The following is a 25,974-nucleotide window of genomic DNA, read 5'->3' as shown; positions in this document are numbered from 1 at the left end:
GGCTATGACCGTCCAGACCACGAACCCCGTCGACATCTCCCCGATCCACGCCGACGACCGGGATCGCGACCTCGACCCGATCTGGCGGGCGATCGTCGCCGAATCGCGCACGCGTGCGAACGACATCCACCTGCCGATCTCGTTCGCGTTCGCCGAGCGACTGTGCGACGCCTACCCGGATGCGGACGCCCTCGTCGTCCGCGTCGCGATCCTCCTGCACGACACCGGCTGGGCCCGCGTGGACGAGACCCGCATCCTGAGCGAGGGGTTCACCGGCGACTGGCGCAAGGCCGACGTGCGCTACGAGCACGAGCGGCACGGCTGCGACATCGCGCGTGAGGTGTTGCCCCCGCTCGGCTACGACGACGAGTTCGTGGCGCGCGTGACCGACATCATTGACGGGCACGACACCCGCCCCGAGTCCCACTCGCTCGAAGACAGCCTCGTCCGCGACGCCGACCGGCTCTGGCGCTTCACGCCGGCGGGCATCGCGCTCGCGTCGGGGTGGTTCGGCCTGACACCGGCGGAATACTGCCGGCGTCTGCGGTCCGAGATCGTGCCCGAGCTGCTCACCGAGGCCGCGGTGCAGATGGCGGAGGCCGAGCTCGCGCGCTCCGAGGTGCTGCTCAAGACGGAGCAGCTGTCGTGAGCACGCTGGCCGACCTGCCGACGGATGTTCCGGGACTCGTCGAGCGGATGCGGGAGCGCCACCGCGCAGCCATCGCCGACGTGCCTTACGCCGAAGTGGCGACCCTGCGGATCGGCGGAGACGAGGTCGCGTCGTCGGGGTCCGTGTCGCCGGTGATCGATCCGGCGACGGGGGAGCGGTGGGGCTCGGTTCCCGAGGCGTCGGCAGCCGAGGTGGATGCCGCCGTGCGTGCGGCGCGCGCGGCGTTCCCCGCGTGGGCGGCGCTTGCACCGAGCGCCCGCGCCGACGCCCTTCGGCGCATGGCGGCGGCGATCGAGCGTCGGGCCGAACCTCTCGCGCTCACGAACACGCTCGAGAACGGGTCGCCGATCGCCGAGACGTCCGGTGCTGCAGGGAATGCGGCATCCATTCTGCGGGTCTTCGCCGATCTGGCGGGCTTCCTCGAGAATCCGGACATCCGTCCGTTCCCCGGCGGCGTCAACGAGACGCTCGTCGCGCGGGATCCGGTGGGGGTGTGCGCGCTCATCGCGCCGTGGAACTTCCCGATCAACCTCGTCGTGATCAAGCTCGCCCCGGCGCTGCTGGCCGGGTGCACCGTCGTGATCAAGCCCGCCTCGCCCACTCCGCTCTCGGTGCGCTTGCTCCTCGACGCGGCGGATGAGGCCGGCATCCCGCCCGGCGTGATCAACCTCGTGACCGGAAGCGGGGCGACGGGAGATGCGCTCGTGCGGCATCCGGACGTCGACAAAGTGGCGTTCACCGGGTCGACCCCCGTCGGCCGGCGGATCGCCGCGGCGTGCGGCGAGCTCCTGCGGCCGGTGACGCTCGAGCTGGGCGGCAAGTCCGCGGCGATCGTGCTGCCGGATGCCGACCTCGACGCGATGGCGGGAGTGCTGCTGCGCAGCTGCATCCGCAACACCGGGCAGACCTGCTACATCTCGACCCGCCTGATCGCGACGCCGGAGCGGTACGACGAGCTCGTCGAGATGGTGACCTCGGTGATCGGCGCGGCGTCGGTCGGCGATCCGCTGGATCCGACCACGGTGTTCGGCCCGGTCGCGACCGCCGCGCAGCAGGCTTCGGTGCGCGGCTTGATCCGGGCGGGGGTGGAGGAAGGCGCGCGCGTGACGCTCGGCGGCGATGTTCCCGCGCCGGTGGCCGGTGGGGCGTTCGTCGCGCCGACGGTCTTCGCGGATGTACGCGCGGACATGCGCATCGCGCAGGAGGAGATCTTCGGGCCGGTCGTCACGATCCTGCCCGCGCGCGATGTCGACGACGCGGTGGCGATCGCGAACTCGACGCGGTTCGGCCTGGGCGGCATCGTGTTCGGTGCAGACGAGGATGCCGCACTGCGCGTCGCGCGCCGCGTGGACACCGGCTCGATCGGTCTCAACTTCTTCGCGTCGAACCACTTCGCGCCGTTCGGCGGGCGCCATGATTCCGGGCTCGGCCTCGAGTACGGCGTCGAGGGTCTGTCCGCGTACCTGACACCGCAGTCCGTGCACCGTCGCGCCCGCTGAGCCCGGGTCCCCGCGCTGCCGCGCCTCGCCGCCTCCGGCCGAGATGGTCCCTTTCCCGCCGAGATGGTCCCTTTCCCGCCGAGATGGTCCCTTTCCCGCCGAGATGGTGCCACCGTCTCGTAACGAAACCCACCATTTCGGCGGAGAACCAACCGTCTCGGGAGGAAATCCGCCATCTCGGCGGTGCGCGCTCACTGAGGCAGGGACGGATGCCGCTCCCCGGCGGCCCGCGTCGGGATGAACAGGCCGACCACGAGCGCGAGCGCCGCGGCGGCCAGCCCCAGGACGAGCGACAGGGTGAAGCCCGCGCTCGACGGCACCGCGACGCCTCCGACATCGACCGCGGACGCGGCCAGGACCGCGCCCACCACGGCCGCGGCGGTCGAGGTGCCGAGCGAGCGGAACAGGGCATTGAGTCCGTTCGACGCGCCCGTCTCGCTCTGCGGCACCGAGCGCATGATGAGCATCGGCATCGACGCGTAGCCGAACCCGATTCCCGCCCCGATCAGGATGTTCGCCACGAGGATGTGCCACACCTCGGACGAGAACAGCAGCGTGAATCCGTATGCCGCGATGAGCGAGACCGCGCCGAGGAGGAGCAGGAGCTTCGGTCCGGTGCGCGTCGCGATCCGCCCGGCGACCGGGGACAGCACCATCATCACGAGCCCCGACGGCATGACGATCAGGCTCGCCACCAGAAGCGACAGCCCGAACCCGACGCCGGTCGCTGCCGGCAGCTCGAGCAGCTGCGGGTAGACCACGTTCGACGCGAACAGCGAGAACCCCATCGCGACCGAGGCGATGTTGGTCAGCAGCACCGCGGGCCGGGCCGCCACTCGAAGGTCCAACAGCGGCGCGTCGATGCGCAGCTCGTACCAGCCCCACACCAGCAGCACGGCGAGTCCGCCGAGCCCGCACGCGAGCACGGCGGGCGAGCCCCAGCCCCAGTCGCCGCCGCGCGAGATCGCGAGCAGGATCCCGATCAACCCCAGCGCCAGGCCCACCGCACCCACGTAGTCGAACCGGCCGGCGGTGCGCAGCACGCTCACCGGGACGATCCAGAGCACGAGCGCGAAGACGACCACCCCGAGTGCCGCGGCCATCCAGAACAGCACGTGCCAGTCGCTGCGCTCGGTCACCAGGGCACTGATCGGGAGGCCCAGCGCACCGCCCACCCCGAGCGTCGCGCTCATGAAGGCGATCGCCGAGTCCACCCGGTCCTCGTGCAGCACGTCGCGCATGATCGAGATCCCGAGCGGGACGACGCCGACGATCGCGCCCTGCAGGGTCCGGCCGACGATGATGCCGATGATCCCCGGAGACAGCGCGGCGATCACCGAGCCGACCACCATCACCGCCGTCAGCACCAGCACAATGCGCCGCTTGCCGTACATGTCGCCCAGGCGCCCCGAGATCGGCGTGATCACCGCGGCGGCCAACAGGGTCGAGGTCACCACCCATGCGGTGTCCTCGCGACTCGCGTCCAGCAGCTCGGGCAGCTTCGACTGGATCGGCACCATCAGGGTGAACATGAACGACGAGCACAGCCCCGCCGCGGCGAGCACCGCGATGATGGCGCCCTGGCTCGGCATCCGGGAGAGACGTCTTCGTGCGTCCTCGTCCCGTGATCCCATCATTCGAGGCTATCGCCCGCTCACCTGTCCACGGCTGCGGCGGTCGACCTCCGCGGCTGCCCATACCCGCGAGTACCGTGGAGCGCATGGCCGATTCCGCCGCCGACCGTGGCATCAGCATCCGCCCGCTCGACACGGTCGAGGAGGTGTTCCGCGCCTCGGCCGTGCTCGCCGAGGTGTGGGGAGGCGACCGCTCCGGCATGCCGCCGAACCTGCTGCGCGCGCTCGCGCACTCCGGCAACTACGCCGTCGGGCTGTACGACGGCGAGGCGATGATCGGCGCGTCCGTCGCGTTCTTCGCCGCCCCCGCGGAGCGCTCGATGCACTCGCACATCACCGGCGTCCTGCCGGGCCTGCAGAGCCGGGGTCTCGGCCGCCTGCTCAAGCAGCATCAGCGCGAGTGGGCTTTCGCGCGCGACGTCGGCCACATCACGTGGACCTTCGACCCGCTCGTGGCCCGCAACGCGCACTTCAACCTGCGCGTCCTCGGCGCCCGCGTCACCGAATACCTCGTGAACCAGTACGGCCCCATGGACGACGGAGTCAACCGCGGCGACGAGTCCGACCGGATCATGGTGTCGTGGGCCCTCGCCGCCCCGCCCGTGCCGACGCCGCCCGCCGACCGGGTGGTCGCCGCCGTCGCCGTGCCCGAGGACATCGCCGCGCTGCGCGACGAGGCGCCGGCGGATGCCGCAGCCTGGCGCGTCCGCGTGCGCGAGGAGTTCCTCGCCCGCCTGTCGGAGGGCCTGGTCGTCGGCGGGTTCGACGACGACCGCGGGTACGTGTTCGTGCGCCCCTGAACCCCCGTGTATCAGGGGGGCGCTTCGATGCTCCTGATTCACGACGCGCGCCTGCGCGCAGAATCGGGGGGATGCCGTGCACACGCTCATCGATCGTCTGGTGGCGGTCTTCACACGCCCGCAGCGGCGCGGGGTGCGACTCGTCCGTCGCGCCGGCCGGCCCCGCCGGGCCCGCACGACCTTCATCGCTCCCGACGCGCACCTCGTCGTATCCTGACCGCGCACCCGCCGCTCGAGATCGGACCCGCCATGCTCCGCCGCACCCTCGCACTCTCCGCCGCCACCGTCCTCCTCGGCCTGGGGCTCACCGCCTGTACGAATCCGATCGACCAGCTCGTGCAGGGCGGGGTCGAGCAGGGCGTCGAGGAGGCGATCGAGCAGGCGACCGGCGGCAACGTCGACATCGACACCGGAGGCGGCGCCTCACTTCCCTCGGACTTCCCGGCCGACGTGCCGGTGCCGCCCGGCACGATCACGTCTTCGCTCACGACCGACGGCATCTTCCAGATCATGACGACGCTCGACGACGTCGCGCAGGGCGCCACGTTCGCGGAGGAGGTCGAGGCCGCCGGCTACACCCTGACGACCTCGCAGGACCTCGGTGAGATGAAGGTCTGGATCCTCGAGAACGGCACCTGGACCCTCAGCGTCACCACGATCGACGGCGAGAGCCCCTACCTGTCGTACACGGTCGGCCCGGTCGGCTGAACCGTCCCGGGCGTAGCCTGGGCGCATGCCGATCGCCCGCCCCGCCCCGGCCGTGACGCTCGACGGGTTCGAGCTGCGCGTGCTGCAGATCCCGCTCGTCGCGCCGTTCACCACGAGCTTCGGCACCGAGGCGGTGCGCGAAGTGATCATCGCGCGTGCCCTCACCGCCGACGGTGACGGCTGGGGCGAGGTGGTCACGAGCGCCGCACCGCTGTACTCGAGCGAATACACGCAGGGGGCGTGGGATGCCGCGCTCCGCTTCCTGATCCCCGCCCTGCTCGCGGAGCGCACGCTCGCCCCCGAACAGGTCGCGGGCGCGCTGCATCCGTTCGTGGGACACCGCATGGCCAAGGCGGGGCTGGAGCTCGCCGTGCTCGACGCGGCGCTGCGCGCCGCCGGCCGACCGCTGGGGGAGTACCTGGGCGCGGTGCGCGACCGCGTGCCGAGCGGTGTGAGCGTCGGCATCCAGCAGGATCCGGCCGCTCTCGTCGAGGTCGTCCGGGGGTACCTCGACGAGGGATACGTGCGCATCAAGATCAAGATCAAACCCGGCCGCGACGTCGCGGACACCGCGGCCGTGCGGGACGCGTTCGGCGGCATCCCGCTCCAGGTGGACGCGAACTCCGCCTACACGCTCGCCGACGCGGACACGCTGGCGGAGCTGGACCGCTTCGACCTCCTGCTGATCGAGCAGCCGCTGCAGGAGGACGACATCGTCGACCACGCGACCCTCGCGCGGCGGTTGCGCACCCCGGTGTGCCTGGACGAGTCGATCGTGTCGCGCAAGGCCGCGGTCGACGCGCTCGCGCTGGGGTCGGCATCCGTCGTCAACATCAAGGCCGGACGCGTCGGCGGCTACCTCGAGGCCGTCGCGATCCACGACCTGTGCCAGGCGGCCGGCATCCCGGTGTGGTGCGGCGGGATGCTCGAGACGGGGATCGGCCGGGCCGCGAACGCCGCGCTCGCCGCTCTGCCGGGCTTCTCGCTGCCGGGCGACGTGTCGGCCTCGAGCCGGTTCTACGCGCGCGACATCGTGACCGAGCCCGCCGTGCTCGAGGACGGGCACGTGCGCGTGCCCACCGGCGCGGGCCTGGGCGTCGAGATCGACCCGGTCGCGCTCGAAGACTTCACGGTCGCGCGCGAAATCGTGCGGCGGTAGGCGGTTCAGGCATGGGTCGCGGCGGCTCGGCGTTCACAACTCCCGCATTCCGCGCGCCTGTGATGCCGGGCGCGGCGTCTTTCCGCGGCCGGCTCGGAGGCCGGGGACGGAGACGCAGGAGTTATGCCCAGCCGCTCGCGGTGACCGCCGTCCTCGCGCTCGCGGCGTGCGCCCCGCAACCCGCCGAAACCGGGGGAACACCGGCCGCGCTGCCGGCGGGAGTCCAGGTCGAGCTCTTCCAGCTGCGCTCGGACGTCGCCGAGCGCGGGGCGCAGGTGCGCGTGATCAACGACTCCGACGAAGACCTCACGATCACCCGCCTGACCTTCGCGGACGACTGGTTCGACGCCGAGGCCGTCCGCGACCGCACGAGCACGATCGCCGCCGGCCGCACGGTCGACCTCCGCTTCGGCCTGCCGCCGTCGGCGTGCGACGGTGAGCCGGATGCCGCCTCCCGCACGAGCCGCGTGACCCTTGAGCTCGCGGACGGCAGCACCGCCACGGTCGAGGTCGACGACCCGCTCGGATTCACGACCCTGATGCACGAGAAGGAATGCCTCCGCGCCGACCTCGCGAAGGCCGTCGCCCTGGAGTGGACGGAGTTCACCCCGAGCGCCGCGCCCGCTCCCGCCGCAGTGACCCTCGGGATCGCGCCGGTCGGCGGCGCGGCTGCGGCGGAGCTCCTCGACGTTCAGACCACGAACCTCCTGAAGTTCGGCGATCAGCCGACGCCCTTCCCGCTCGGCCTCACCGTCGCCGGTACGGATGCCGCCACCGACGTGACCGTGCCGATCGTCCCGCTGCGCTGCGATCCGCACGCGGTCATGGAGGACAAACGCGGCACGGTGTTCAATGTGCAGGTGCGGGTCGACGGCACCGAAGGCGCGGTCGAGGTCGCCGCTCCCGAGGCGATGCGCGGCGAGATCCTGCGCTGGGTCGCGGACTGGTGCGGGTTCGGGCCGGGCTGATCAGTCCACCGGGTCCCGCGGGTTCTTCCGCGCGACGATGAGCGGATCGATCGGCGTGAACGGGAACCTCGGCAGAGCGCGCTCGGGTACCCCGAACGACGCGGCGAGCACTTCGCGCGAGAACGCCGACGCGGTCGCCCGGTACCCGATGTCGCCGGGGGTGGGCTGGTCGAAGAAGATGAGGAAGTGGATGCCGTCATCCTCGAGCGCCTCGATGTGATGCGGGTACGCGCGGGGGATGAAGTACGCCTGGCCGGGCCGCAGCTCGTATTCGTCCAGCGTCCCGTCCGGTGACAGCACGCGCATGCGCCCGTGTCCGCGGTGGACGTACCCGAGCTCCGCGGTGACCGGGTGCCAGTGCGGCTCGCGCATCCCGGCCCCGCCGATCGTCAGCGAGTACATCGAGATGTCCTCCAGCGCCGCCCAGAACTGCTTCCGCGCGAGCTTCGCACTGCCGTACGGGTACGCGAGCGGCGCGATCTGCCCGCCGAGGTCGAACAGCCGGGCGTTGGGCAGGCCCGCGGTGTCGGGAATGCGCGCGGCGCCTTCGCGGCGCACGAGCTGGGAGGCGTCGCCGCGGGGGAACGCCTGGAATGCGGATGCCGGAAGGTCGTACGTGTTGCCGAGCACGGCATCCGTCATCGCGTTCATGCTCGACTGCAGCGAGAAGTGCTTCGGGCGCGAGCTGCGCAGCGCCGCGATGATCTCGGCGGTCTCGTCGCCGATGTTCTCGAGGTGATAGACCGCCCCGGATTCGACGTGGTACATCTGCCCCGGGCCGACGACGAAAGACGAGAACGCATCGGCGTTGCCGAGCATCGAGACGAGAACGGTGCCCGAGACGACGTACGCGAGCTGGTTGGCGTTGACGTTCCACTGTGGTTCGCGGGCGGCGCCGGGCTCGAGCACGATGCGCTTGATCGACAGGCGCTTCAGGATCGGGAACCGCTCGCGGGTGAGCTCGTCGATCCGGCCGAGATCGCTCTCGAAGGCCGGCGCCGCGCCGGCGAGGTCGCGGACGTGGACGGACTGCTCGGGCATGAGGCCTCCTCGGACGAGTAGGAAGGTGCTGGGCACCACGCTAGCTAGACTTGACGGATGCCGCGCGTGGCTCTCTGCGCGCATCGCGCCTCCCTCACCCGACCATTGGAGCCACCGTGGCCGAGCAGTCCCGCCTCGACAAAGTCATCGCCCTCGCCCGCCACCGCGGGTTCGTGTTCCAGGCCGGTGAGATCTACGGCGGCTCGCGCTCCGCGTGGGACTACGGCCCGCTCGGCACGGAGCTGAAGGAGAACATCCGCCGGCAGTGGTGGCAGACCTTCGTCCGCGGCCGCGGCGACATGGTGGGCCTGGACTCCTCGGTGATCCTTCCCAAGCGCGTGTGGGAGGCCTCCGGTCACGTCGCGACCTTCACCGACCCGCTCGTGGAGTGCCTGCACTGCCACAAGCGCTTCCGCGCCGACAACCTGATCGAGGACTTCGAGGCACGCAAGGGCCGCCCGGCCGAGAACGGTCTCGCCGACATCCCGTGCCCGAACTGCGGCACGAAGGGTCAGTACACCGAGCCGAAGGCGTTCTCCGGCCTCGTGAAGACCTACCTGGGCGTCGTGGACGACGAGTCGGGCCTGCACTACCTCCGCCCCGAGACCGCGCAGGGCATCTTCGTGAACTTCTCGAACGTGCTCACCGCGTCGCGCAAGAAGCCGCCGTTCGGCATCGGCCAGGTCGGCAAGGCGTTCCGCAACGAGATCACCCCCGGCAACTTCATCTTCCGCACGCGTGAGTTCGAGCAGATGGAGATCGAGTTCTTCGTGCCGCCGGCCGAGGCGCAGGAGTGGTTCGATCACTGGGTCGAGGCGTGCTGGAACTGGTTCGTCGACCTGGGCATCGATCCCGCGCACATGCGCCGATACGACGTGCCCGAGGAGGATCGCGCGCACTACTCGGATGGCACGATCGACGTCGAGTACGAGTTCGGCTTCCCCGGCAAGCAGTGGGGCGAGCTCATGGGCATCGCCAACCGCACGGACTACGACCTCTCCAGCCACACCGAGGCGTCCGGCCAGAGCCTGTCGTACTTCGATCAGGCCAGCGGCGAGCGCTACACGCCGTTCGTGATCGAGCCGTCGTTCGGTCTCACCCGCGCGATGATGGCGTTCCTCGTGGACGCGTACCGCGAGGAGGAAGTGCCGAACGCGAAGGGCGGCACCGACTCGCGGACGGTGCTCAAGCTCGACCCGCGTCTGGCCCCGGTGAAGGTCGCGGTGCTTCCGCTCTCGCGCAACGAGCAGCTCTCGCCGATCGCGCGCGAGGTCGCGGCGGACCTGCGCGGCGAGTGGAACGTCGACTTCGACGACGCGGGCGCGATCGGTCGCCGCTATCGCCGGCAGGACGAGATCGGCACGCCGTTCTGCGTCACGATCGATTTCGACTCGCTCGAGGACCGCGCCGTGACCGTGCGCGATCGCGACACGATGGCCCAGGAGCGCGTGCCGCTGGAGACCCTGCACGCCTACCTCGCCGAGCGCCTGCGCGGCGCCTGAGCTCGCGGGCGCACCATCCCTTAGGTGGGCGCTTTCTGTCGCCTCCGGCCCATGAGGCGGCGGATGTCGCCCACTCAGGGCGCGCGTCGCCCTTTCGGTGGACGCCATCTGTCGCTTCGCCGCGGATGGGGCGACGGATGCTGCCCACTGAAGCGAACGGGTCAGGCGGCGAGCCCGCTCCAGACGAACGAGATCGTCGCGGCGGCGGCATCCCGCCACGGCACCCCGTTCAGGAGGTCGTCCGTCGCGAGTGTCGCGACCCCGTGCACCGCGGCGAACGCGACGAGCGCCTGCTGCGCAGGGTCGCCCGCGCGGAGGTCGCCCGAGGCCTGACCCGCGACGAAGAGCTCGACGAGTCCGTGCATGCCGACGTGGCTGGCCGCGACGAGTTCGGCGCTCGCGTCCGGGTGGTGCTTCGCCGCGTACATGACTCCCAGCACCGCCGGGTGCGCGACCGCGAACGCGACGTACGCGTCGCCCACGGCGCGGAAGCGCTCGGCGAAGGCGGATGCCGAGGTGGCGGCATCCGTCAATGCCCTGTTGAGCCGCTCGAAGCCCTGGAGGGCGACCGCGTCCAGCAGCGCCTGCTTGTCGCGGAAGTGGCGTGCCGAAGCGCCGTGACTCACGCCGGCGTCGCGGGCGAGCTGACGCAGGGACAGGGCCTCGGCGCCCTCGGTGTCCACCACGCTCCACGCGCGCTCGAGGAGATCGGCGCGCAGATTGCCGTGGTGGTAGGTCATGCCCTCACGTTATCTCAGTGTTGGCATTGACAACAATGCTGTCACTGTCTACATTGACATCATGACCAGAAACCACCGCGGCACGACCGCCCTCATCACCGGCGCGAGCGCCGGCCTCGGATCCGAGTTCGCGCGCCAGTTCGCCGCCCGCGGAGCGGACGTCGTGCTCGTCGCCCGCCGCGAGGAGCGCCTGCGCGACCTCGCCGCCTCGCTGGAGTCCGGCTACAACGTGACCGCGACCGTGATCGGGCTCGATCTCGCCCGGCCGGATGCCGCGGCCGAACTGCGGCGAGAACTGCAGGCGCGCGGCTTGTCGGTCGACACCCTCGTGAACAACGCCGGCTTCGGAATGAAGGGCGACTTCGTGGAGGCGGATCCCGCGCGGATCGCCGAGATGGTGCAGCTGAACGTCTCCTCGCTCGTGGCGATCACGCGCGAGTTCCTCCCCGACCTGGTCCGTGCGGGACGCGGCGCCCTCGTGAACATCGCGAGCACGGCGGCGTACCAGCCGTGCCCGAGCATGGCGGTGTACGGGGCGACGAAGGCGTTCGTGCTGAGCTTCACGGAGGCGCTCGCGTATGAGACGCGGGAGTCGGGGCTCGGCGTCCTCGCCGTGAGCCCGGGCGCGACGCGCACCGAGTTCTTCGACGTGGTGGGCGGCGAGGACGCATCGGTCGGGCGGTTCCAGACCCCCGAGCAGGTCGTCTCGCTCGCTCTGCGCGAGCTGGACCGGCGCAGCACGCCGCCGAGCGTGGTGTCCGGCCGGATGAACGCGATCACCGCCAAGCTCGTGGGCTTCATGCCCCGCCGCACCGCCCTCGCCGTGAGCGGTCGCGTCCTGGGCTGACGTCGACTCCGAGGTCATCGATTCCTGGGGCATGATGCCGCGCCGCTAACGTGGTCCCAGGGGGATGGATGGGTGACGGAACGATCGTGCGCGCCGATGCGGGGCCGGTCACAGCGGCGGTTCTGGAGGGGCGGACTGCACTCCTGCTGTTTCGCATCGGCGGTACGAGCGCGGTTCCACTGAGCCGACTCACCCCCGAGGCTCGTCTGGCGTATCGCGAACACTCGCGTGAGACGACCGTGCGGACAGCCGTGGGGAGCAGCCGAGCGGCCGTCATCGCGGTCAGCCCCCTCCTCGTCCTGGCGATCAGCACCGCGCTCGGCGTGCCCGGTGTCGGCCCAGGGTGGATCACGTGGCTGTGGTGCTCCGCGCTGTGCGCGATCAACGCGCTGTTCTTGATCGGTGGGCCGGTGCTGTGGAACGCCCTGCTCACCGCCGCTGTCGCCATCGACGGCCTCGGGCTGTCGTCCTCGGATGCAGATGCGATTGCTGACTGGATCCGAGCGCACTACGTACGCATGTCGCTCCAGATCGCCGGCGTCGTCGCGGGTGCGGGAACCGGAATGGCCCTCCTCTTGTGGGTGAATGATGCCTCCCGGGGCCAGTTCAGCCTCGGTCCCGGCGAGTTCCTGACGATGGCACTGACGGCGGCGCTGGCAGCCAACGGGCTGTGGATCCTCTGGTGGATAGCCGCACTCGTCCCCGTGCTCGGAAGCAGGCCCAGCCTGCGACTGGACTGGCACAACCCGGCTCGCACACCCGCCATCGTCTTCCTGAATCGGGCATTGTGGAAAGTGGGCGGCGCGATCTCGCTCGGAATGGTCCTGTTGGCCATCGCGGTGCAGGGTCAGCCATCGCCCTTCATGTCCTGGGTCAGCACGCCGCAATCCTGGATCGCCGCGGTGATCGTCGAATTCGTCGCCTTTCTCATCGTCGGAGCAGTCTTCGTCCGTGACGCCATCTGGGCCCAGTGGCACGTGCTGCGTCTGGTGCGCAGGCAGATCGACAGGTGGCGGGCTCCCGTAGACAGCAGGCTTCGTCGCCTGGCCGCCACCTACCCGGATCCGGGCCTGCGCGGAGGCAAGGTCCTGTACTACGCCGAGTTGGATCGCCACTTCGACTCGTTGCGCTCCGTCGATCTGAATCTCGGGTGGGCGCTCGCGTGGGCGACCAGCATCTTCGGTGCGGCAGCGAGCGTCCTCGCGACCGCCATCTCGATCACACCAGGCTGACTGCTCCTCCGCGAGAGGGCACATCTGTAGGGCGACACGCCGCTCGGGAGGTGCGTTCGTGCCCTCTCGCGGGTGCAGGTGGGTCAGGACCGGCGGAGGTCCTGGGCGAGCATCACGATGATCCCGCTCGGACCGCGCACATACGTGAGCTTGTAGACGTCCCCGTACCTCGCCACTCCGCGCAGCGGCTCGCAGCCGTGCCGGGCGGCGATCGCGAGCGCCTCGTCGAGGTCGTCGACCGAGAACGCCACCCGGTGCATGCCGATCTCGTTCGGCCGGGTGGGCTCGGTCTCGATCGCGTCCGGGTGGATGTATTCGAAGAGTTCCAGCCGACCGTCGCCGCCGGGTGTCTGCAGCATCGCGATCTTCGCGTGATTGCCGTCCAGGCCCACCGCGGTGTCCGTCCATTCGCCGCTCACGGTGTCGCGGCCGATCTCCTCCAGCCCGAGATCGGTGAAGAACGCGATCGTCGCCTCCAGATCGCGCACGGCGATCGCGACGTTCTCGAACCGGATGGGCATGCGGGGCACACTACTCGTGGCCCGGCGTAGCGTGAAGGCATGGCTGCCCTCCCCGCCGAAGGCTGGCGAGCGATCGTCGCCGCCCTGGCGAACGACACCGCCCGGGCGGTCTACGCCGAGTTCGTGACGGCAGGAGCGAGTCCGACGCTCGACGCACTGTCGCCGTCGCGCGCACGGCACGTCCGCGAGGCGCTGACGCGCTCCGGCCTGCTGTCCGTGGACGGCGCCGATCTTCGTGTGGTCCCGGATGTCTTCGCCCGTGCCCTGGTCGCGAATCCGGTGCGGCCCCGGCCGCAGGGCGTCGAGCGTTTCCTCGGGCCGGACGGCCGCATCACCGCGTACCCAGCGGATCGCTCGGTGCGGGCCGAACTCCTGGCGCACGTGGCCGCCCGTGCCTTCCCCGACGATCGCGTTCTCAGCGAGCGCGAGGTCAACGAGCAGCTCGCGGCGTTCACCGACGACGTGGCGGTGCTGCGCCGCCACCTCGTCGACCACGGCGAGCTCGCCAGGACCCGGTCCGGCTCGGAGTACGCGCGCCCCTGACCGCGCGAAGGCCCCGTTCGGAGGGGATCGAGGTTCCGGAGGGGCCGTGCGCGGCATCCGTCCTCAGAATCCTCGATCTCCGCGGCACGCCTGACCGCCGAGAGGTATCACGCGCGCCGCCCCTACCTCCTCATCGGTATCACCAGCCGATGATCGGAGCCGTTCCCATGCCTGCGAACCCCGCCCTCCAGCCCCTCGCCCTCTTCACCCGCGGACTCGAGGAGGCCCGCACGCTGTCCCTCGCGAACGGCTGGGTCACCCCGATGCCGCCGGTGGTGCTCACCGGCACCGAGGTCACCCTCGCGGCGGATCAATCGCCGTTCCAGAACCAGCAGGACCGCGGCACGTGCTGGGCATTCGCCGGGATCGCGGCGCTCGAAGCCGCCTACCGGCGCCTGAAGGGGCTCCAGGTGGGCCTGTCCGAGCAGTATCTGTTCCACATCTGCAAGGCCCACGAGAGCGACTTCGGCAACCACTCGCTCATGGGATTCCAGGGCTCCAGCGACATCGTCAAACACCTCGAACGGATGCGGGTCCCGGAGCGCGCGGACGCTCCCTACCGCACCCAGGCGGACATGATCGCGAACATCCCCGCGGCCGCGACGCTGAACGGGGCGGCGAGCCCGACACAGGAGCAGCGCGACCACTTCGAGTTCGCACCCGCGCACATCCCGTTCGCGGCGCGCGGACGGGCTCGCTACGGCGTGAGAACCTCGGGGGTGCTCACGGACTTCTCCGTCACCGACCTCGAGAACGTGCTCCGCGCGCGACACGAGGTCGTCGTCAACGTGACGGTCGGCGGCGGCGGACATGTGCTCCTGCTCGTGGGGTTCAACGCGGAGCGGCGCTACTTCATCGCCAAGAACTCGTGGGGCGAGGGCGACTTCATCCGCATCCGGTACGAGAACGACCCCACCTTCATGATCAACACCGGGATCGCCCACTACATCATCGATGTCATCGATCCGGCGGCGGACCTCCGGGCGGCCTTCGTCGGCCAGTGGGACATGGACCACGACGGCTGGCGCGGGCGGATGACGCTCCGCCGCTTCACGGACCTGCGCGCGGCATCCGACTCCTTCTCGGCCGGGTCCGCGACCAAGCTCGGCAGCTACTACCTGAACGGCGCGAAGCACGACGTCACGGGGTGGTTCTCGGATGCCGGTCAGACCGTGAACCTGCGCATCGCCGACATCGGCGACGGCGGCCAGGACTTCGCCGTCAGCGTCTATTCGAGCGATGTCGGGCTGGCCGCCGGCGACACGTCATGGGCAGGGATCCCGTTCGGTGCGCAGCTCCGGCGCGGGGGTGTGCCGGCGGCGCCTGCCGACCCGTTCGACCGGGTCGACTGGCTCGGCGAGTGGGAGATGAACCACGACGGATGGCGCGGCGTCCTGACCGTGGACGGTGTCGCGCCCGACGGCGCCGCGGCGTTGGCGTACCGTCGCTCGACGGGCGAGGTGCGACCCGTGCGTGGAGCGGCGCGGGCCGACCGACTGCACGTGCTGGACTTCACGATCGACTTCGGACCCGACAACACCGCACAGCCGTTCACCCTGCACCACCACACGCGCGAGAAGGGCATGGCCTCCGGGTTCACCACGTGGGCCGGCCGCCGCTTCGGTGCAGTGGCGAACAAGGTCTCCGACAAGGCCGCATGGCGAGGATTCGAGCTCGCGCCCGCCGGCAGCGCCGCCGCGGTTCCCAACATCGCCGCGGTGTCGCGGATCCCGAATTCGATGGAGCTGTGGTGGATCGGTCCCGCCGGCTCCGTCGAGGGGGCCTTCTGGTACGACGGCGGCCAGTGGGGTCGATACCAGCTCGCGCCGGCGGGATCCGCCGCTGCGGCATCCGGCATCGCCGCCGTCTCCCGCGTCGCCGGTTCGATGGAGCTCTGGTGGGTCGGCGCCCGCGGGTCGATCGAGAGTGCCTTCTGGTACGAGGGCGGCTCGTGGTCGCGGCACCAGCTCGCACCCGACGGATCAGCGGATGCCGCGACCGGCGTCGCGGCGGTGTCGCGTATCCCGAACTCGATGGAGCTGTGGTGGGCGGGTCCGGCCGGTTCGGTGGAGGCGGCGTTCTGGTACGAGGGCGGCTCGTGGTCGCGGTATCAACTCGCACCCGAGGGTTCGGCGGGCCGCGGCTCGGAGTTCGCGGCGGTGTCGCGCATCCCGGGCTCGATGGAGCTGTGGTGGACGGGGCCCGCCGGTTCGGTGGAGGCGGCGTTCTGGTATGACGGCGGAGCGTGGGGGCGGTATCAGCTGGCGCCGGCCGGGTCTGCCGCCGTCGGAGGGGGGATCGCCGCGGTGTCGCGTATCGAGAACTCGATGGAGCTGTGGTGGACCGGGCCTGCCGGTTCGGTGGAGGCGGCGTTCTGGTACGAGGGCGGCGAGTGGTCGCGGTATCAGCTCGCCGGCCCCGGCGCCGCGCTCCCCTCGAGCGGGATCGCCGCCGTCTCGCGGATTCCTGGATCGATGGAGCTGTGGTTCGCCGGGGCCGACCAGTCGGTCCAGGGTGCGTACTGGTACGAGGGCGGTTCCTGGTCCCGGTACACGCTGGAGGGCCCGCAGCAGTCGGCGAACCCGTTCGCGGTGGCGGCTGTCAGCCGTGTCCCGGGGTCGATGGAGCTGTGGTGGAGCGCCGCGGGCGGCGCGATCCGCGACTCGTTCTTCTACGAGCTCTGACCCCCGGCCTCTCCCGTGCAGAACTCCTCAAACTCGGTGCGCGTGGGGCCGTATTCCGCGCCGTGGGTGTGCGGACCGGGCAGATCTGAGGAGTTCTGCACACGCATCGCCGCGGCCCCGGGTCGATAGCCTCGCACCATGCCCTTCGCCCTGGCCCTGACGGTCGTCCTCGCCCTGCTCGCCGCCTTCCAGATCGCGCTCGCGCTCGGAGCGCCGCTCGGCCGGTTCGCGTGGGGTGGACAGCACCGGGTGCTGCCGCCCCGGCTCCGGGTCGGCAGCGCGGTCTCGGTCCTGATCTATGTGCTGATCGACCTCATCGCCTGGGACCGCGTGGGTGCGATCGCCCTGTTCCCCGCGGGCTTCGCCGAGGTCGCGATGTGGGTGATCTTCGCCTACTTCATGCTCGGCATCCTGATGAATGCGGTCTCGCGCAGCAAGCCCGAGAGGTTCACGATGGTCCCGGTGACGATCGTGCTCGCCGTGCTCAGCTTGTTCATCGCGCTGGGTTACGGCGCGCTCGCCGTACCCGCCTGAAGGTCACGCGCCCTTCGCGGCCGCCTTCATCGCGCGCTTGTGCTCGCGGACCTTCGCGAGGGACTCCGGTGAGACGATGTCGGCGACGGAGCGGAACGAGCCCTCCTCGCCGTACGCGCCGGCCGCTTCGCGCCACCCGGCGCCCGTGAAGCCGTACTGCTTGCCCAGGAGCGCGAGGAAGATCTTCGCCTTCTGCTCGCCGAACCCCGGCAGCGCCTTCAGGCGCTTGAGGACGGTCGCGCCGTCCGGGTCGTCCTGCGTCCAGATCGCGGCCGCGTCGCCGCCCCAGTCCTGCTCGATCGCGGCGCACAGCGACTGCACGCGTCCCGCCATCGAGCCCGGATAGCGGTGCACGGCGGGCGTCTCCTTGAACACCTCCACCAGCGCGTCGGCGTCGTAGGACGCCAGGGTCGCGGCATCCACCGATCCGACCCGCTCCCGGATCTTCAGCGGCCCGGCGAACGCGGTCTCCATCGCGACCTGCTGATCCAGCAGCATGCCGATCAGCAGGGCGAGAGGGTCGTCGGTGAGCAGGCGGTCGGCATCCGAGTCGCCGGTGATGTGCAGCGTCATCCCGCCAGTCTCCCACTCCCTTCGGGGCTCGGGCAGAGGGCCGGGATAGGTTGAGATGGCCGCACCCGACCCCCCGGAGGACGCCCATGCCTGCTCGCGCGCTCAGCACGGGACGGCTCGTCCGTGCCCGCGCGGGTGCCCGGCGCGGCTTGCTGCTCACCACGGCCGCGACGCTGTCGGTGGCGGTCGCGACGGTGTACGCGATCCTCGCGTCCCTGACGGTCGCCGTCGAGCGGTCGGGGGATGCCGCTCCTCCGGGCGTGCCGCGCGATGAGGTCGCCGCGCAGGTGGCTGCCGGCGTCGTCGCCCTGCTCTCCGCCGCGCCCGCGCTCATCGTGCTCGTTCTGCTCCTGGCCTCCACCGCGGTGCTCCAACTCGGGCGGCTTCTGGCCGCCGCCCGCGAGCAGGACATGGCGAACCTGCGGGCGCGGGGCTTGTCCGGACGCCAGGCGACGGCGCTCGGCGCGATCGAGGCCGCCGCGATCGCGGTGACCGCCAGCGTGTTGGGCCTCGTGTCCGGCGGCGCGCTCACCGTGCTGCTCTTCGGTGCGCAGGCGGCGCTCGAGGCGCTCCCGCTCGGCTGGACGGCGCCACTCACGGCCCTCGTCCTCGCGGCGGTCCTCGTCGCCGCGCAGCGCCGCCGCTCGGACTCCCGCCGTCGCGGCGCGCGCATCGCGACGGCCGCCGCGATCGGCGTCGTCGCGCTCACCGGCGCCTTCGCGGTCTGGCAGCTGCCGCAGGCGCGTCCCGGGGGTTTCGATCCGATCGTCGCGATCGCGCCGAGCGCGGTACTCCTGGCCGCGGCTCTCCTCGCGCTCGCGGTCTTCGCCGCCGGCGCGGCCACGGTCGCCCGCGCCGGCGCCGCAGGACCCGGCCCGGCGCTCGCACCGCGCCAGGTCGCCCGGCGGCTCCCGGTGTACGCGGTGGCCGTGCTGCTGGTCGCACTCACCTTCGCGCAGGCGCTCTTCGCCGCGGCGTACAGCGCCACCTGGACCGCCGCGGCGACCGACTCCGCCGCCGTCCGGGCGGGCGCCGATCTGCGCGTCGACCTCCCGCCGCAGACCGCGAGTCCCGGGACGGTGGCGGACGCCGCAGCCGTCGAGGGTGTGGATGCCGCCGCCGGTGTGCTCGTGGCCCCCATCGAGATCGGCAGCACGGTCGCGGAGATCATCGCGGTGCCCTCCGTCGCGATCCCCACGGTCCTCTCCCCGGCCGGTGGGGCGGTCGATCCGGAGGCCCTCGCGGCCACCGTGACCCCGACCCCCGACTCCGTCGCCGGCGCACCCGTCGCCCTGGGACAGGAGGCGACCGGCATCCGCGTCACCGTCGAGATCGCGTCGTCGCGCCCGAACGTGGCCGCCGTGCTCCAGCTGAGCGCGACGTTCGTCGACGCGCTCGGTACGCCGACCTCGGCCCGTCTCACGCTCGATGAGGTCCTGGCGGGCACGACCGCGGTCACCGCGACCGCCGATGTCCCCGCCGGCACCGGCCCCTGGAGCCTTTCCGCGCTGACCGCGGCGATCCCGCCGGCATTCTCGACGGCCGACGTCGGTGTCCGGATCGACACGGTCCAGCCGCTCGCCGGTGACGCGGCCGGCGAAGCCCTCGCCGTCACTGGGGAGGCCGTCCTCGGGGAGAGTGCCGAGGCGGTCCTGTGGGTCGGTGCGGAGCCGGGCGACCCCGCTCCCGTCCGCGCGGCGATCGGGTCGGCCCTCGCGGCGCGCCTCGGCATCGGCCCGGGCGACGGGGTCGAGTTCCGCTACGCCGGCACCGGCCGTCGCGGTGAGCTCGAGGTCGCCGTCGTGGTCGACGCCGTCCCGGGGGCGCAGTCCGGGCTCGCCGTCTTCGTCCCGCTCGATGCGCTCACGGCGTCCGCGCTGCAGCGGGGGACGTCCTTCGTGCCGCCGAACGCGGTCTGGGCCGCCGGTGATCCGGATGCCGATCGCGCGTTCAGCGAAGCACTGGGCGATCGCCCGGTCGCGACCGCGGCGCCCGGCGTGACGGCATCCGTCGTCGGCTCCCTCGTCTCCGGCTGGTGGATCGCGGCGGGCGGCTCCGGCGCGCTCGCGCTGCTGGCCGCGTTCGCGATCATCCAGACCCTGAGCCTGGACCGGCGCCGCGACCTCGGCGTGCTCCGGGCTCTCGGCCTCACCCCCGGCGCGCAGGCGCGCTCCCGGGCGGGCGAGGTCGCTGCGGTGTTCGCCGCGTCCGCGGTCCTCGGCACGGTCGCCGGAATCGCGGTCTCGTGGCTGGTCGCCCCCGCGCTCGTGCAGGCGGTGACCCCCGGAATCCTCGCCCTCGGCGCGGGGGTCGCGTTCGCGTGGCCGCCGTTCGCGATAGCGGCCGCCCTGCAGCTGATCGGTCTGAGCGTCGTCACCGGGATCGCCGCCGTCGGTGTCCGCCGCGCCGCGATCGGCGCGACCGTCGGGGAGGAGGCGCGGTGAGCGCGCGCAGCATCCCGGCGCTCGTGACCCGGCACGTGCGCGCCCGCTCCGGCGGGTCGACCGTCGCTGCTCTCGTGCTCGTGCTCGTCCTCGTGGCAACGCTCGCACCGCTCGCACTCGCGACGCTCGCCGACACCGCGATGCGCGACCGGCTGGCCGGCCTCGGCGCGCTGGATCGCGACGTCGAGGCGACCGTCGCGGGGCTTCCGCAGGCGGCCGCGCGTGCGGTCGATCCGGCGCTCACCGTCGACGACGTGTGGGGCGGCTTCGAGGCGAGCCTGGAGCAGATCCGTACGCAGGCCGACGCGCCGCTCCCCACACTCCTCGGCCCTGCGCGTGCCGTCGGGATGAGCCTGGACTTGCCTCTGATCGAGACCCCGCGGACCGGATTCGTCACGATCGCGTTCGACCCCGGGTACGCCGAGGAGATCCGCATCGTCCAGGGGCGCGCCCCGGCGCCGGCGACGGACGGCCTCGTCGAGATCGTGCTCTCCGATGACACGGCCACCGAGATGGACTGGCCGATCGGGCAGACCCGCACGACCGTGGCGGGCGACCTCCGCACATCGATCGTCCTCGTCGGCACGTTCGAGGCGGTGGATGCCGGCAGCGACTACTGGCAGCACGTGCCCTCGGTCCTCCAGCCCAACGTGTTCGACGACGGCAATCAGCCGCGCCGTGTCACGGGCATCGGCTACGCCGATCCTGCGTCGGCCCCGATCTCGTTCTCGCTCCCCGGACCCCAGCGGAGCACGGTCTGGTACCCGTTCGACACGAGTTCGATCGACGCGGGCACGGCGCCGCAGACCGCGGCCGCGCTGCGCAAGCTCACGGCGGTCTCGCACACGATCGGCTCCTCCGCCGACGGCGTCGGCATCCTGAGTCTGCGCTTCACCGCCGACGTCACCGCCACGATCGAGCGCGCACTCGCGCAGGAGCGGGCGACCGCGGCCCTCCTCGCGATGATCGTCGCGGGACCGGTCGGCGTGGCGGCGGCGGTACTGGTGCTCGGATGCCGGCTCGTGCTCGAGCGACGCCGTTCCGCCCTCCGCCTCCTGTCGGCGCGGGGCTCGTCTCCGGGGCAGCTGCGCGCGATCCTCGGCCTCGAGGGGGTGCTGCTGGGCCTCGTTCCGGCGGTGATCGGCGCCCTGCTGGCGGTGGCGATCGGCGCGGCGGTGTGGTCCGCGCCGGTCACGCCCGCGATCTTCGTCCCGGCGCTCCTGCTCGCCCTCGCCCCGCCCGTCATCCTCGCGGTGCTCGCGGGAACGGCATCCGAGCGTCCCTCCCGCGCCGACCTCGGGCGGCGCGGCTCCCGCGTGCGGCTCATCGTCGAAGGCGTCGTGCTCGCGCTCGCCGCGGCCGCGGTGGCGCTGCTGTTCCTGCGTGGCACGGAAGCCGCGCAGGGGGTCGATCTGCTGCAGGCCGCCACGCCGCTCCTGCTCGCGCTCGTCGCGTGTCTGATCACCCTGCGCGTCTACCCGCTGCCGCTGCGTCGCGTGTTCGATGCGGCGCGCCGCCGCTCGACGCTCGGGCCGTTCCTCGGCGCAGCGCGGGCGCTGCGTGAACCGGCGATCGGACTGACCCCCGTGCTCGCCCTTGTCGTGGGGGTGTCCGTCGCGGTGTCCTCCGGTGTCCTCCTCTCTTCGCTGCAAGAGGGGGTCGCCCGCTCGGCGCAGGCCCAGATCGGTGCGGACCTGAAGATCACCGGCGGCTCCTTCACGGCCGAGCAGCTCGAGGGCGTGCGCGCGATCGAGGGGGTGGATGCCGCGACCGGCGTCTCCGGAGCCGAGACCGCGACGCTCGATGTGGGCGGCCAGAAGCGCCCGACGTCGGTGTTCGTCGTCGACGCCGCCGACCTGCGCACCGTGCAGGGAGACGGACCGGGACTGCTGCCCGCCGGCTCCGATCTGACGCCCGGGAGTGCGGCGACGCCGGTCGTCGTCGCCGCGGCGACCGCGGACCTGATCGGCGATTCGACCGAGGTGCGGGTGAACGCGGTCCCCGTCCAGGTCGCCGGGGTCTCCAGCGGTCCGAGCCCGATCGGATCCCGAGAGAACTGGGTCGCGATCGACTCGTCCGCGGCCGTCGAGGTCACCGGACGCGACCCGGCGGATCGCACTCTCCTGCTGAGGCTGGAATCTGCGGCATCCGTCGACGAGGTTTCCGCGGCGGTGCGGGCGCAGCTGGGGGATGCCGTCCGCATCGAGTCGGTCGACCGGATCGTCGCCGGCATCCAGTCCAGCCCCTCCGTGCAGGGCGTGCGCATCGCGCTTTTCGCCGCGACGACGCTCGCGGCGCTGCTGAGCGCGCTCGCGATCGTGATGACCCTCACGCTCGCCGCGCGGCCCCGCGCCCGGGTCCTCGCGCTCCTGCGGACGCTCGGCGCTCCGCCGCGGTCGGCCACCGCGCTGGCCTTGTGGGAAGTCGGCCCACCGGCGATCGCGGCGATCGTCGCCGGGACGCTCTTCGGGGCGCTCGTGCCGGTCGTCGTCCTCGCGGGGGTCGACCTCCGCTCGTTCACGGGATCGACGGTTCAGCCCGGCTATCACGTGGATGCCGTCACCCTCGCGATCACGCTCGGCGGCTTCGTCCTGCTGGCCGCGCTGTTCACCGCGATCGCCCTGTGGGTGTCGCGCCGGGCCCGCGCCGCGAGCGCCCTGCGCACCGTGGAGGAAGGATAGGACCATGGCATACGCCGTCACCGATTCGGGAGCCGACATCCTGTGCGTCGATCTCGTGCGCATCTTCAAGGTGCTCACCGGGACGGGCCAGGGCGTCGAGGTGCAGGCGCTGCAGGGCCTCAACCTGCGGGTCGACCCGGGCGAGCTCGTCGCGGTCGTCGGCGCCTCGGGGTCGGGCAAGTCGACGCTCCTGTCGATCCTCTCGAGCCTCGACCAGCCCACCGCGGGGGTCGCGTGGGTCGCCGGACACGATCTGCTCACGATGACGGACAAGGAGCGGGTCGTCTTCCGCCGCCGGAGCGTCGGATTCGTGTGGCAGCAGACCTCGCGCAACCTCCTGCCGTATCTGGACGCGAGCGAGAACGTCGCCGCGGCGCTCGCGATCACGGGCGCGCCGAAGGGCGCCGCCGCGCGCCGCGCGCGCGTGGCCGAGCTCCTCGACCTCCTCGAGGTCACGCACTGCGCCGGGCGCCGGCCGGCAGAGATGTCCGGCGGCGAGCAGCAGCGCGTCGCGATCGCTGTCGGGATCGCGAACAATCCGCGCGTCCTGCTCGCGGACGAGCCGACCGGCGAGCTCGACGACGCCACGACCGCGCACGTGCTCGAGTCGATGCGGGCGGTCAACCGCGAACTGGGGGTGACGACGCTCATCGTCACGCACGACCCGAGTGTGTCCGAGCACGTCGCACGCACCGTGCAGATCCGCGACGGGCGCACTTCGACCGAAGTCCTGCGCTCGACCCGGGTCGACGCGGACGGTGCGGAGGAGCACGTGGCGGAGGAGTACGCCGTGCTCGATCGCGTGGGCCGCCTGCAGCTGCCCGACGACTTCGTGCAGGCCCTCGACCTCCGCGAGCGTGTCCGCCTCGCGCTCGAACCCGACCACGTCGCCGTCCGGCCGGCACCGCGGACGAGCGACGACGAGGACGCGTCATGACCGCTGTGCGCGCGGAGGCGCTCACCCGCACGTTCTCGACGTCGGCCGGCGAGGTGCACGCGTGCGTCGACATCGACATCGCGGCAGATCCCGGCGAGCTCGTCGTGATCCGCGGGGCCTCCGGCGCCGGCAAGACCACTCTGCTGAACCTCCTCGGCGGCCTGGACCGGCCGACCTCGGGCCGGGTCTGGATCGGTGGGACCGAGGCGACGGCGCTCGACGAGGACGCCCTCGCGTTGCTGCGCCGCGAGCAGCTCGGCTTCGTCTTCCAGTCCTTCGGGCTCATCCCGGTCCTGTCGGCTTCCGAGAACGTCGAGCTCCCGCTGCGGATCGCCCGCGTCGCGGCCGCGGAGCGCGACGCGCGGGTCGCGGAGGCGCTCGCGCTGGTCGGGCTCGCCGATCACGCCGCCCAGCGCCCGGGGGAGCTCTCCGGAGGTCAGCAGCAGCGCGTCGGCATCGCCCGCGCGATCGTCGCGCGGCCCCGCGTGCTGATCGCCGACGAGCCGACCGGGCAGCTGGATTCCCGGACCGCGGCGACCGTGATGGACCTGATCGGCGACCTCGTCCACAGCCAGGGCATCGCCGCCGTGGTCTCCACGCACGATCCGCTGCTCGTGCAGCGCGCCGATCGGGTGGTCGAGCTGCACGATGGCCGCGTCGCCTGACGCTGAGACGACTTCTGCGCGTCGAGACCATGGGTGAACCCCACCGTCTCGACGTGCAGATGTCGTTTCACGGGGGAGAGGCCAGCGTCGAAGATAGAGGGGTGGATGCCGACACCTCAGCCCTGGACGACCTCGCCGCGCACGCGCACGACTCCCACGTCGTCGTGATCGGCGGCGGGATCGGCGGACTCGTCGCCGCGCTCGAATGCGCGAAGGTCGGCATCCGCGTCACGCTCCTCGAGGAGGACACGGCGCTCGGCGGCGCGATCCGCACGCACGAGCTCGCGGGTGTCCGCGTCGACCTGGGCGCCGAGGGGTGGGCCACCCGCGGCGGAGCCGTCCGCCGCCTCGTCGACGAGCTCGGTCTCGGCGGGGCCGTCGTGCCCACGGCCCCGCGCGCGGAGTGGATCGCGGGACTGCCGGACGGCGCCGCCCCGGTGCCGGCGGCGACGCTGCGCGGCATCCCGGAGAACCCGTGGGACGAGAGCGTCCGCCGCATCATCGGGTGGCGCGGAGCGTGGCGCGCGTACCTCGACCGCATCCGGCCCCCGCTGACGATCGGGCAGGAGCGCAGCCTCGGGAAGCTCGTGCGCACCCGCATGGGCGAGGCCGTCCTGGAGCGGATCGTCGCGCCGTTGAGCGTCGGCGGGTTCGCGATCGACCCCGACGACGTCGACGTCGAAGCGGTCGTCCCGGGCCTCAACGCCGCCCTCACTCGCACGGGATCCCTCGCCGGCGCCGTGATGCAGCTGCGCGCCGATCGGGCGAGCGCTGCGAAGAAGGGCCGGCCCGCGGATGCCGGGCTCGAGAGCCTGGACGGGGGCATGAGCCGGCTCGTGGACGCCCTGGACGAGCGGTTGCGCGCCCTCGAGGTGCGCATCGGCACGGGCACCCGGGTGCTCGGCGTGCAGCGCGCTGCCGGGCAGTGGATCATCGAGACCGACGCGGGAGAGGACGACGATCCCGTCGGGCCCGCCGACCAGATCGTGGTCGCCACGGGCGCCGCCGACGCGCACCGCCTCCTCGGCGCGCTCGTCCCGGAGCTCGCCGAGCCGGCCACGACCGCGCTCGAGGTCGTCACGCTCGTGGTCCGCTCGCCCGCCCTGACGGCTGCTCCGATCGCGACGGCGGTCTACTCGGTTCCGGGTCGCGAGGGTGCGGCATCCGTCACCGATTCGACCGCGCGCTGGCCGTGGATGCAGACCGCCCCCGACGTCCACGTGCTCAAGGTCTCGTTCGGCGGGCCCGGTACGCGTCCGGCGACGGCGGACCTCGACGACCGCGCCGCGGCCGCCCTCGCCCTCGCGGAGGTCTCGGCCGCGCGCGGCGTCGCACTGGACGGCGACGCGCTTCTGGCGTCGCATCGCGGGCGCTACCGCCAGCCCGACCCCGTCTCCGCGCTCGGGCACGCCGAGCGCACCGAGGCGGCGCGTTCGGCGATCCACGGGGTGGACGGACTCGCCGTCGTCGGCGCGTGGCTCGCGGGGACGGGGCTCGCGCAGGTCGTTCCGGATGCCGCGCACGAAGCGGAGCGCGTGCGGCGCACCGCGCTGTGGGGATCCCCGGACGAGCGACCCCTCACTTGACGCCGG

23 protein-coding genes are annotated in these 25,974 nt (G+C 72.1%); 18 read left to right on the top strand and 5 right to left on the bottom strand.

Annotated elements, in window-relative coordinates; translation table 11 throughout:
- Window positions 1-4 precede the first annotated feature (4 nt).
- Entirely contained in the window at window positions 5-649 is a 645-nt protein-coding gene (locus tag AB0P18_RS01040) for an HD domain-containing protein (RefSeq protein WP_344055996.1), read from the top strand.
- Window positions 646-2,169 carry an aldehyde dehydrogenase family protein gene (locus AB0P18_RS01035; RefSeq protein ID WP_363358531.1) on the top strand — a complete coding sequence of 508 codons (1,524 nt, stop codon included), beginning with the start codon at window positions 646-648 and terminating at the stop codon, window positions 2,167-2,169. Before AB0P18_RS01040 ends, AB0P18_RS01035 begins: the two co-directional genes overlap by 4 nt.
- Before the next feature lie 191 nt (window positions 2,170-2,360).
- Here the strand turns inward: AB0P18_RS01035 and AB0P18_RS01030 are convergent, their stop codons facing one another.
- Complete coding sequence (locus tag AB0P18_RS01030; protein ID WP_363359096.1) at window positions 2,361-3,761, bottom strand: MFS transporter; 1,401 nt, start codon at window positions 3,759-3,761, stop codon at window positions 2,361-2,363.
- Between the two features lie 128 nt (window positions 3,762-3,889).
- On the opposite strand from AB0P18_RS01030, the gene AB0P18_RS01025 reads away from it, so the two are divergent.
- The 5 genes from AB0P18_RS01025 to AB0P18_RS01005 all read left to right on the top strand — a co-directional run bounded on the left by AB0P18_RS01025 (window position 3,890) and on the right by AB0P18_RS01005 (window position 7,438).
- Window positions 3,890-4,603, top strand: coding sequence for a GNAT family N-acetyltransferase (locus AB0P18_RS01025; protein WP_344055994.1), 714 nt, complete (start codon window positions 3,890-3,892; stop codon window positions 4,601-4,603).
- A gap of 76 nt (window positions 4,604-4,679) precedes the next feature.
- Entirely contained in the window at window positions 4,680-4,820 is a 141-nt protein-coding gene (locus AB0P18_RS01020; protein ID WP_344055993.1) for a hypothetical protein, read from the top strand.
- A gap of 32 nt (window positions 4,821-4,852) precedes the next feature.
- Window positions 4,853-5,311: a hypothetical protein gene (locus tag AB0P18_RS01015; protein ID WP_363358530.1), complete on the top strand. Its 459-nt coding sequence runs from the start codon at window positions 4,853-4,855 to the stop codon at window positions 5,309-5,311.
- 25 nt (window positions 5,312-5,336) lie between these two features.
- Window positions 5,337-6,470, top strand: a complete 1,134-nt coding sequence (gene menC, locus AB0P18_RS01010; RefSeq protein WP_363358529.1) for an o-succinylbenzoate synthase — start codon at window positions 5,337-5,339, stop codon at window positions 6,468-6,470.
- Window positions 6,471-6,610: 140 nt separating this feature from the next.
- Window positions 6,611-7,438 carry a hypothetical protein gene (locus AB0P18_RS01005; RefSeq protein WP_363358528.1) on the top strand — a complete coding sequence of 276 codons (828 nt, stop codon included), beginning with the start codon at window positions 6,611-6,613 and terminating at the stop codon, window positions 7,436-7,438.
- On the opposite strand, the gene AB0P18_RS01000 is transcribed toward AB0P18_RS01005, so the two are convergent.
- Window positions 7,439-8,479 carry a cupin domain-containing protein gene (locus tag AB0P18_RS01000; RefSeq protein WP_363358527.1) on the bottom strand — a complete coding sequence of 347 codons (1,041 nt, stop codon included), beginning with the start codon at window positions 8,477-8,479 and terminating at the stop codon, window positions 7,439-7,441.
- Between the two features lie 116 nt (window positions 8,480-8,595).
- Between AB0P18_RS01000 and AB0P18_RS00995 the strand changes: the two genes are divergently transcribed.
- On the top strand, window positions 8,596-9,981 hold the full coding sequence (locus AB0P18_RS00995) for a glycine--tRNA ligase (RefSeq protein ID WP_344055988.1): 1,386 nt from the start codon (window positions 8,596-8,598) through the stop codon (window positions 9,979-9,981).
- A gap of 161 nt (window positions 9,982-10,142) precedes the next feature.
- Here the strand turns inward: AB0P18_RS00995 and AB0P18_RS00990 are convergent, their stop codons facing one another.
- Window positions 10,143-10,721: a TetR/AcrR family transcriptional regulator gene (locus AB0P18_RS00990; RefSeq protein ID WP_363358526.1), complete on the bottom strand. Its 579-nt coding sequence runs from the start codon at window positions 10,719-10,721 to the stop codon at window positions 10,143-10,145.
- 61 nt (window positions 10,722-10,782) lie between these two features.
- Between AB0P18_RS00990 and AB0P18_RS00985 the strand changes: the two genes are divergently transcribed.
- Complete coding sequence (locus AB0P18_RS00985; protein ID WP_344055986.1) at window positions 10,783-11,568, top strand: SDR family oxidoreductase; 786 nt, start codon at window positions 10,783-10,785, stop codon at window positions 11,566-11,568.
- Window positions 11,569-11,636: 68 nt separating this feature from the next.
- The gene (locus AB0P18_RS00980; RefSeq protein ID WP_363358525.1) at window positions 11,637-12,800 is read left to right on the top strand and encodes a hypothetical protein; all 1,164 of its coding nucleotides are present in this window, start codon (window positions 11,637-11,639) and stop codon (window positions 12,798-12,800) included.
- An 83-nt stretch (window positions 12,801-12,883) separates the two neighbouring features.
- Here AB0P18_RS00980 and AB0P18_RS00975 read toward each other — a convergent pair whose 3' ends face one another.
- Window positions 12,884-13,321, bottom strand: a complete 438-nt coding sequence (locus AB0P18_RS00975) for a VOC family protein (RefSeq protein ID WP_344055984.1) — start codon at window positions 13,319-13,321, stop codon at window positions 12,884-12,886.
- A 39-nt stretch (window positions 13,322-13,360) separates the two neighbouring features.
- On the opposite strand from AB0P18_RS00975, the gene AB0P18_RS00970 reads away from it, so the two are divergent.
- The 3 genes from AB0P18_RS00970 (at window position 13,361) to AB0P18_RS00960 (ending at window position 17,082) form a co-directional block, all read left to right on the top strand.
- Entirely contained in the window at window positions 13,361-13,864 is a 504-nt protein-coding gene (locus AB0P18_RS00970) for a DUF2087 domain-containing protein (protein ID WP_363358524.1), read from the top strand.
- Between the two features lie 167 nt (window positions 13,865-14,031).
- The gene (locus AB0P18_RS00965) at window positions 14,032-16,548 is read left to right on the top strand and encodes a C1 family peptidase (protein ID WP_363358523.1); all 2,517 of its coding nucleotides are present in this window, start codon (window positions 14,032-14,034) and stop codon (window positions 16,546-16,548) included.
- Between the two features lie 138 nt (window positions 16,549-16,686).
- Window positions 16,687-17,082, top strand: a complete 396-nt coding sequence (locus AB0P18_RS00960; protein ID WP_363358522.1) for a hypothetical protein — start codon at window positions 16,687-16,689, stop codon at window positions 17,080-17,082.
- A gap of 3 nt (window positions 17,083-17,085) precedes the next feature.
- Here the strand turns inward: AB0P18_RS00960 and AB0P18_RS00955 are convergent, their stop codons facing one another.
- A complete protein-coding gene (locus AB0P18_RS00955; RefSeq protein ID WP_344055979.1) occupies window positions 17,086-17,655 on the bottom strand; it encodes an HhH-GPD-type base excision DNA repair protein in 570 nt (189 codons plus the stop codon).
- Between the two features lie 86 nt (window positions 17,656-17,741).
- On the opposite strand from AB0P18_RS00955, the gene AB0P18_RS00950 reads away from it, so the two are divergent.
- The 5 genes from AB0P18_RS00950 to AB0P18_RS00930 all read left to right on the top strand — a co-directional run bounded on the left by AB0P18_RS00950 (window position 17,742) and on the right by AB0P18_RS00930 (window position 25,968).
- Entirely contained in the window at window positions 17,742-20,099 is a 2,358-nt protein-coding gene (locus AB0P18_RS00950) for an FtsX-like permease family protein (protein WP_363358521.1), read from the top strand.
- The gene (locus AB0P18_RS00945; protein WP_363358520.1) at window positions 20,096-22,780 is read left to right on the top strand and encodes an FtsX-like permease family protein; all 2,685 of its coding nucleotides are present in this window, start codon (window positions 20,096-20,098) and stop codon (window positions 22,778-22,780) included. Before AB0P18_RS00950 ends, AB0P18_RS00945 begins: the two co-directional genes overlap by 4 nt.
- Window positions 22,781-22,784: 4 nt before the next feature.
- Window positions 22,785-23,717, top strand: a complete 933-nt coding sequence (locus tag AB0P18_RS00940; protein WP_363358519.1) for an ABC transporter ATP-binding protein — start codon at window positions 22,785-22,787, stop codon at window positions 23,715-23,717.
- A complete protein-coding gene (locus AB0P18_RS00935; RefSeq protein WP_344055975.1) occupies window positions 23,714-24,382 on the top strand; it encodes an ABC transporter ATP-binding protein in 669 nt (222 codons plus the stop codon). The genes AB0P18_RS00940 and AB0P18_RS00935 overlap by 4 nt, the downstream gene beginning before the upstream one ends.
- 101 nt (window positions 24,383-24,483) lie before the next feature.
- The gene (locus tag AB0P18_RS00930; RefSeq protein WP_363358518.1) at window positions 24,484-25,968 is read left to right on the top strand and encodes an FAD-dependent oxidoreductase; all 1,485 of its coding nucleotides are present in this window, start codon (window positions 24,484-24,486) and stop codon (window positions 25,966-25,968) included.
- Window positions 25,969-25,974: the final 6 nt, after the last annotated feature.

This window comes from Microbacterium sp. NPDC064584 (assembly GCF_040687315.1).
In the GTDB taxonomy this organism is placed as follows: Bacteria; Actinomycetota; Actinomycetes; order Actinomycetales; family Microbacteriaceae; genus Microbacterium; species Microbacterium lacus.
The sequence above is the reverse complement of the archived record's forward strand: the minus strand, read 5'-3'. Positions and strand labels throughout refer to the sequence as shown.